Raw genomic sequence first — 6277 nt, 5'->3', positions numbered from 1 at the left:
TCTACTTCTGTGCTTTGACGCAAATCGTTATGATGTTTTAAGCCTGAGTAGTTACCTTACGATAGTCGCGTCGTTTTGCCGTTCTCGCTAGTTTATATCTGTTATGGGATTGAACTAGGAAAATTGGCTATGCAAGCAAACGACAGAATCACCTGCCTTGACTGCAAAGTTAGAGCGAGTAGGCGGTATTTTACGCATTGTGGGTTGGGTGGGGGTTTGGATTGATCTAGCCTTTACCGCCGCGATCGTGCTGTTGTTGATGTTTGCGATCGTCGGTCGAAGCTTTAATCTAGCCACCTTCACGATTCCTGCGATTCCAGGGACGGGCATTGATCCGGCAGTTCAAGGGACAACTCCTGGGATTGGAATTGGGATTTTTTGGGCGGTGGGTGGCTTATTGGTGCTGTTGTTTAGCACTTTTTTGGCGTATCGGCAGACTCGTTTTGCTAGAAGGCTGCGTAATCCAAATCCTGAGACTCATCCCCCTAAAGGTGAAGTTCTGCAACTGCTGCGTCTGGGTGCGCTGGTTGGATTTGTAGGAATGTTTGTCACTATTGTGGGCGGCATTTCAATTTTGAGCGTACTGCTGGCAAAAACAATTGCGCTGCCTCAAGGAGCCGCCATCTATGCCCCAACTCGAATGATTCGATCGATCGACATTTTTGTAGCGTTAGCAAATATTCTCGGCATTGCCGCCCACTTTGCCGGAACGGTCGCTTCTGCAAGTGTGTTTGAGTGGCTACACCGACAGTAGACCGTTGGTGAAATTGAATCCTACACTGTGATATTCAATACGATCACTACCAAGCGATCAATGTCGGCTGGGATGGACATCGGCGAGTCTATGGTTTGCATAAACAGCATTGTCGCGATCGCACCCCTTCAACTCACAAATTGCACTGAGGGACTTCAACGATCTCGAAGAGATATCTGCTAAGGCAGATCGCGAAACAATCTCAGAATTTTCTGCAACAGTCGCAAAATTAGCGGGGCTTTCTACCGGGACAGTGGAACGCCTGACATCGCTTTTAATTAACGTGAATTCGATGGAATTTTTTCGCTTCGTTCTTCAGCGCTTCTGCCCCCAACCCCCCAATTTTGGGGGACTTTCAGACAAGATCTTGGGTTCAAAGTCCCTCACTCGTGGGGGATTTAGGGGGCTGCCTGGATTCACAACCGCGGCGAAAGATTTGATCGAATCCACGTTTAATTAAATAGAGAGACTCGATTCATAATCGCTCAATTTCACTCGTCTGATTGCCCAAAGAGCGCCTCGATATCCCTTCGCCCGTCGATTACTCTGACCACTTCGATCCCGTCTGGCAGAGGATAATAAAACACGCAATAATCATCGACCACAAAGCCTCGAAGATCTGGCGCAAGTTCCTCATAGCGTTTCCCCATCAATGGAAAATCCGCCACTAATTTGCATTTCTATCGAATTCGATCAAACAGCCGAGAAGCTACAGCAGAATCAATTTGCGTCAACCTATCACAGACCGTTTCCAAATCTCGAATCGCATCGGGCGAGAACGTATATTGACTTACGATTGCGAGGAAGAGTGCTGTCGGATTCTGGCTTGAAGTCGATCGAAGACTGCTTCGCCCTCTACCCCCTCTCCATTTCGCAATTGCTCTGTGCCAGATTGAATCTTTTGACGCAACTCTGCTAATCGCTTCTCTCGGTCAGCAAAGATTTCTAACGCAGCATTGATCACATCCTCTGCGCTGGCAAACCAACCTGTCTGAATTTGGGCCTGAACAAATTTCTCGTTGTCAGGATTGAGAATAATACTCATGGCTTGAGTCCTCGCGATAGTCTCATCATAGTTGCTCTATCAATGATTGAAACTCAGACAGACTGAGTGTTCAACGATCTCGAAGAGATATCTGCTAAGGCAGATTGCGAAACAATCTCAGAATTTGCCGGAGGAACGAAAGCTTCGCTACACTTCGTGCTCAGACTTGTCGCAACAGTCGCACAATTAGCGGGGTTTTCTGCTGAGACGATCGATTGCCTCTGGATGACCTCTGAGTAAAATAGAGAATGCGATCGCACAGAGGACAGAATGGCAGCAAAAGATCTGTTTCATCAGGCAGTGAAGGCTGCATTACAAAAAGAACAGTGGGTTGTCACTGATCCATTTAAGCTTGATGTGGGAGGAACTAAATTTGAGATTGACTTGGGGGCAGAAAGGCTGCTGGCGGCGGATCGAGCAGAGGAGAAAATTGCAGTTGAGGTGAAATCATTCTTAGGAGATTCTCCGCTGACTGATTATCATGCGGCATTGGGGCAATTTCTCAACTATCGCCTCGCATTAGACTTGAAAGAACCGGATCGATTCCTGTATCTGGCAGTGCCGATCGCAGTGCATGAGTCGTTTTTTCAGCGAGAGTTTGCTCAAATTTCAGTCGAACGGTATCAAATTAGCCGATTGGTCTATGACCCAGTTCAAGAGGTGATTGTGCAATGGATCAAACTTTAGAAAACTATCGACGGTTGATTCAAGCGTATCTGAGCGAGTATGTTTCAACGCCGATCGCGAATGGTGAAATTGAGTCGTACACGGTATTTGATACTCAACAGGATCACTACCAAGCGATCAATGTCGGCTGGGATGGACATCGGCGAGTCTATGGTTGTGTAATGCATTTGGATATTCGAGAAGGCAAGATCTGGGTGCAGCAGAATACCACTGAGCGGCAAATTGCTCATGATTTAATGGCGATGGGTGTGCCAAAAGAGGATATTGTGCTGGGATTTCAGGCTCCAAATATGCGAGTTTATACAGGTTTTGGAGTTGCATAAACAATATTGTTGCGATCGCACCCCTTCAACTCACAAATTGCACTGAGGGACTTCAACGATCTCGAAGAGATGTCTGCTAAGGCAGATCGCGCAACAATCTCAGAATTTGCCGAACGATCGCTGTGTTGGAGTGGTCTTATATACTAGGCTCACTGGAATTGGATTGAATGGGATGAAAATGCCATCGGGCCTGGTCATTCAAGAGCAGAAATTGACGAATTATCTCTTGATTTATCAGCCGAAAGATGACAAGTCTGAGTTTCTGGCTGGTGCGGGCTATACGCTTCAAACTTGGCAATTGTTGAGGCAGGATATACTGAGAGCGGTTGAGGGATTGGATGTCGCAGAGAAGATCGTAACGGAGTGGGGTACAAGATTTAGGGTCAATTGTCAGTGGAGCGGCTTGAATGGTCGCAGATTGAGAGTGGTGACGATCTGGCAGAGTGACACGGGTTCTGATGTGATTCGGTTTGTGACGCTGTATCCGAATAAGTCTAAGGATGAGCTTGAAGGGCAGGAGGACTAAAAAGTGAGCGATGCGCTATTTCATTGGGTTGTTTTGCTGCGGGATGTGCCGGATGGTGCGGTGAGAGTGGGCGATCGCGGTGTGATTGTGGATGTGTTGCCGTTTTCTGAGGTGCATCAGGAATTGGGCTATACGATCGAGGTGTTTCGGCAGGGTGAGACGGTTGAGGTGATGTCAGTTCCGGTGTCTTGGGTGGAGGTTTTGCCGGAGGTTTGGGGACAGAAGGACATGAGCGCGATCGCTGCGAGTTGATGTTCGACTGTTTCGACTGTTCGGGGATTCGATCGCGCTATCTTGGCTGGAGTGTATTAGTGGAGCGATCGTGCAGTGATGGATCGACGGAGTGTTCTCAGAATTCGGCGGATGAACGATCGAGCTTTCCGCAACAGTCGCACAATCAGCGGGGTTTTCTGCCGAGACGGTTGAGTGCGCTGCATTGCCTGACGAACACTTGTCAACCATCGACGAGCGACAACCGTATCAGGATGGTCAGCCCCTAAAATTTTCTCCCGCATCGCTAACGCACGGACGAGCAAAGGTTCTGCTTGCGTCACTCGACCCTGCTCATAGTAAAACGCTCCCAGATTGTTGAGACTGAGTGCCACGTCGGGATGGTCGCCTTCAAACAGCCGTTGATACATCTCCAGCGATCGCTCATAGAGCGGTTCAGCTTCAGTCAATCGTCCTTGCGCGTTGTAGATATATGCCAGGTTGTTGAGACTGAGTGCCACATCGGGATGGTCGCCTTTAAACAGCCGTTGTTTCATCTCCAGTGATCGCACCAAAAGCGGTTCAGCTTCAGTCAATCGTCCTTGCGCGTTGTAGAGTAATGCCAAGTTGTTGAGACTGAGTGCCACATCGGGATGGTCGCCTTCAAACAGCCGTTGTCTCATCTCCAGCGATCGCCCATAGAGCGGTTCAGCTTCAGTCAATCGTCCCTGCGCGTTGTAGAGATATGCCAGGTTGTTGAGACTGCGTGCCACTTCGGGATGGTCACCTTCAAACAGCCGTTGGGTCATCTCCAGCGATCGCACCAAAAGTGGTTCAGCTTCAGTCAATCGTCCTTGCGCGTTGTAGAGTAATGCCAGGTTGTTGAGACTGAGTGCCACATCGGGATGGTCGCCCGCAAAGCGGGATTCGGTGACGCTCAAGCATTCTGCGAACCATTCTTCCGCTTGGCGATAGAGTCCCTGTCCTTTATAGAATCGCGCGAGTGCAATGAACGGCCACGTTAAATCGTCTCCTTCCAATTCTGCGATGTGGTGTTCTGCGACTTCTTGGATGTGCGATCGTACCCATTCAAACCACTCAATCTCTTTTGTCGTTGGGTTGTCTGGCATTTGACTTGCGATCGCAATCATCCCTGACACAAACGCCGATCGAAAAGGATCTTCTCCTGTCTCTTGAACTGCGATGGCTTCCTCTTCGCGCAAAAACTGCCGAACCAATGGATGCAACCGACACCAACCCGGTCGATCTTGTTCAAACTGCACCAGCGACGCATTCTCCAGCCGCGCCTTCAATTCCCCCAATTCATACGCTTCACCCTCCACCCGTTGCATCACCCATTCCGCCAAGTCCCACTCAATCCAATCCAGCGCGAAATAACTCAACAGTCGAGCTACTTGCCGCGCTTCCGGTTCCAGCGTTTCCCACGTCAAATCCAACGCCGCCTTTACCCCTCGCTCCGCCAGCATCTCATCGTCATCCGCCCTCACCAGCGCCGGATCTTGCATCCCTTTTGCCTGCAAACTTGCGATCGCCTGCTCCAAAGTCCGATAGCGATCGCGCCTCAAATAACACCCCACCAGCTCAATTCCCAACGGCAAATACCCCAACGCCGCACAAAGCCGATCCGCCGCCGCCTGATCCTGCTCGACCCGCCCATGACTCTCCAACGATGCCAGGAGCGATCGCGCCTCTGAGGGTTGCAAGACATCCAGTGGAATCGTCACCCGCTTTGGTAAAAGATCCTGTCGTCTCGTCGTCACCAACACCCGAAATCGATCTTCAGTCGGTAGGAACGATCGCACTTTCGCCCAGTCCGCCACATCATCCAGCACAATCAGCGTCAATCCATCCGGTCGCCACTGTTGCCAACACCACGCGATGAGCTGTTCCGGTTCGAGCAGTTGCGCTTTGACGGCCTCCAATCCTGGTAGGTGTCGATCGAACTCCGCCCTAAACAAAATTTGCGATGCGATATCCCCCGTCTGTCCATTTAGCCAATACACGCCCCCAAAAAATTTCGCCTTATTCCGAGTCGCATACTGCACCGCAAGCTGAGTTTTTCCCAATCCTCCCATTCCCGACACCGCAGAAATTGCGACTTGAGCGGAAGTCTCAAAAATTTCATCCAGCCGCGCCAATTCAGTCGTCCGCCCTACAAAATTTGGAGACGATCGATAAGGAATTTCATAGGACGGCGTTACTTTGTCGGAGCCGGAATCCGACGAATTCAGTCAATCCTCCTTAACCCCAAAGTAAAACTTGGCATTTTCTCCAGCTTGGATCACCTGCGATTTTGGATCATTCACTTGCAATCCTTGACCATCGTAGACATTCATCACATTACGGGCATCAGTTTTGCCGACGTTGATAATTTGTTCTGCAATCTGCCGTACCTCTGCCGCAAACTCCTGATCTTGGGACATTGCCAACCGCAAAAAAGCACCCACATCCTGTAAAGCCTCTGGGTCTCCGCCTTCCGCCGCCGTGATCGCTCGTTCTGCCGCCGCATTTCCTTGAAGTTTTTTGATGACGATCGACTTCAATCCATCCGCTTTCTTCAATCCCGCCTCAAGCGTCTTCTCGCCCAGCTTACCGACGATCGATTCAATAAACTTCTTACCAGGTTCAGACTGAGCAAAATGACTCAAGAATGCAAACGCAGCAATACCGATCGCGCTTAATGGATCAGCCATAAGAATTTTCCGAAGTAG

9 protein-coding genes are annotated in these 6277 nt (G+C 49.8%); 5 read left to right on the top strand and 4 right to left on the bottom strand.

Going from position 1 to position 6277, the window contains the following annotated elements; all coding sequences use genetic code 11:
- Window positions 1-157: 157 nt before the first annotated feature.
- Window positions 158-754: a DUF3611 family protein gene (locus ACJ2PR_RS07595; protein WP_446876578.1), complete on the top strand. Its 597-nt coding sequence runs from the start codon at window positions 158-160 to the stop codon at window positions 752-754.
- A 491-nt stretch (window positions 755-1245) separates the two neighbouring features.
- Here ACJ2PR_RS07595 and ACJ2PR_RS07590 read toward each other — a convergent pair whose 3' ends face one another.
- Together ACJ2PR_RS07590 and ACJ2PR_RS07585 are read right to left on the bottom strand one after the other, a co-directional pair.
- Window positions 1246-1422, bottom strand: coding sequence for a type II toxin-antitoxin system RelE/ParE family toxin (locus ACJ2PR_RS07590; protein WP_446876577.1), 177 nt, complete (start codon window positions 1420-1422; stop codon window positions 1246-1248).
- Window positions 1423-1544: 122 nt separating this feature from the next.
- Entirely contained in the window at window positions 1545-1799 is a 255-nt protein-coding gene (locus tag ACJ2PR_RS07585; RefSeq protein WP_446856861.1) for a type II toxin-antitoxin system ParD family antitoxin, read from the bottom strand.
- Window positions 1800-2069: 270 nt separating this feature from the next.
- On the opposite strand from ACJ2PR_RS07585, the gene ACJ2PR_RS07580 reads away from it, so the two are divergent.
- The 4 genes from ACJ2PR_RS07580 to ACJ2PR_RS07565 all read left to right on the top strand — a co-directional run bounded on the left by ACJ2PR_RS07580 (window position 2070) and on the right by ACJ2PR_RS07565 (window position 3587).
- Window positions 2070-2486, top strand: coding sequence for a XisH family protein (locus ACJ2PR_RS07580; protein WP_446866441.1), 417 nt, complete (start codon window positions 2070-2072; stop codon window positions 2484-2486).
- Window positions 2471-2809, top strand: coding sequence for an element excision factor XisI family protein (locus ACJ2PR_RS07575; RefSeq protein ID WP_446876576.1), 339 nt, complete (start codon window positions 2471-2473; stop codon window positions 2807-2809). The genes ACJ2PR_RS07580 and ACJ2PR_RS07575 overlap by 16 nt, the downstream gene beginning before the upstream one ends.
- A gap of 178 nt (window positions 2810-2987) precedes the next feature.
- Complete coding sequence (locus tag ACJ2PR_RS07570) at window positions 2988-3335, top strand: DUF6883 domain-containing protein (RefSeq protein ID WP_446876575.1); 348 nt, start codon at window positions 2988-2990, stop codon at window positions 3333-3335.
- Window positions 3336-3338: 3 nt separating this feature from the next.
- Window positions 3339-3587 carry a hypothetical protein gene (locus ACJ2PR_RS07565; protein WP_446876574.1) on the top strand — a complete coding sequence of 83 codons (249 nt, stop codon included), beginning with the start codon at window positions 3339-3341 and terminating at the stop codon, window positions 3585-3587.
- A gap of 56 nt (window positions 3588-3643) precedes the next feature.
- Here the strand turns inward: ACJ2PR_RS07565 and ACJ2PR_RS07560 are convergent, their stop codons facing one another.
- Entirely contained in the window at window positions 3644-5704 is a 2061-nt protein-coding gene (locus ACJ2PR_RS07560; protein WP_446876573.1) for a tetratricopeptide repeat protein, read from the bottom strand.
- Window positions 5705-5797: 93 nt separating this feature from the next.
- A complete protein-coding gene (locus ACJ2PR_RS07555) occupies window positions 5798-6259 on the bottom strand; it encodes a hypothetical protein (protein ID WP_446866436.1) in 462 nt (153 codons plus the stop codon).
- Window positions 6260-6277: the final 18 nt, after the last annotated feature.

The sequence above is a fragment of the Phormidesmis sp. 146-33 genome, assembly GCF_052939515.1.
The sequence above is the reverse complement of the archived record's forward strand: the minus strand, read 5'-3'. Positions and strand labels throughout refer to the sequence as shown.

Excerpts from the sequence above, each read along its gene's own strand:
- ACJ2PR_RS07580 (WP_446866441.1), top strand. The coding sequence starts at position 2,070 with ATGGCAGCAAAAGATCTGTTTCATCAGGCAGTGAAGGCTGCATTACAA.
- ACJ2PR_RS07555 (WP_446866436.1), bottom strand. The coding sequence starts at position 6,259 with ATGGCTGATCCATTAAGCGCGATCGGTATTGCTGCGTTTGCATTCTTG.
- ACJ2PR_RS07585 (WP_446856861.1), bottom strand. The coding sequence starts at position 1,799 with ATGAGTATTATTCTCAATCCTGACAACGAGAAATTTGTTCAGGCCCAA.
- ACJ2PR_RS07570 (WP_446876575.1), top strand. The coding sequence starts at position 2,988 with ATGCCATCGGGCCTGGTCATTCAAGAGCAGAAATTGACGAATTATCTC.
- ACJ2PR_RS07575 (WP_446876576.1), top strand. The coding sequence starts at position 2,471 with ATGGATCAAACTTTAGAAAACTATCGACGGTTGATTCAAGCGTATCTG.